Below are 398 nucleotides of genomic sequence, written 5' to 3'. Positions count from 1 at the left end.
CTACGGGACGCCATGCGGGAATAGCTCAGCTGGTAGAGCGCAACCTTGCCAAGGTTGAGGTCGCGAGTTCGAACCTCGTTTCCCGCTCCAAATTTTATTGGATGAAGAGATTATTTCAACTCATCCAATTAAAGTCCTGTGAAAGCAGGCATACAAGTAGTCTCAATAATTGAGATGCTTTTTTAGAATTTTCTGTTAGGAATTCTTTCTAAGATTGCGGAAGTTTTCATGAGTGTACAAAAGGGTACTCGAGCGAAAACAGACAAAAAGATTAGGAAAAACAACCGCAGAAAAGATAAAAAAGTCCCGTTCGTCTAGAGGCCTAGGACACGGCCCTTTCACGGCTGTAACAGGGGTTCGACTCCCCTACGGGACGCCATGCGGGAATAGCTCAGCTG

General features: G+C 45.7%; 2 tRNA genes. Both read left to right on the top strand.

What is annotated here, in order from left to right:
• Nucleotides 1-14 precede the first annotated feature (14 nt).
• A tRNA-Gly gene (locus J3999_RS11825) sits at nt 15-90 on the top strand.
• A 213-nt stretch (nt 91-303) separates the two neighbouring features.
• Nucleotides 304-379, top strand: a tRNA-Glu gene (locus J3999_RS11820).
• Nucleotides 380-398: the final 19 nt, after the last annotated feature.

The organism is Thiomicrorhabdus sp. 6S3-12 (assembly GCF_017571475.1).
GTDB lineage: Bacteria > Pseudomonadota > Gammaproteobacteria > Thiomicrospirales > Thiomicrospiraceae > Thiomicrorhabdus.
The sequence above is the reverse complement of the archived record's forward strand: the minus strand, read 5'-3'. Positions and strand labels throughout refer to the sequence as shown.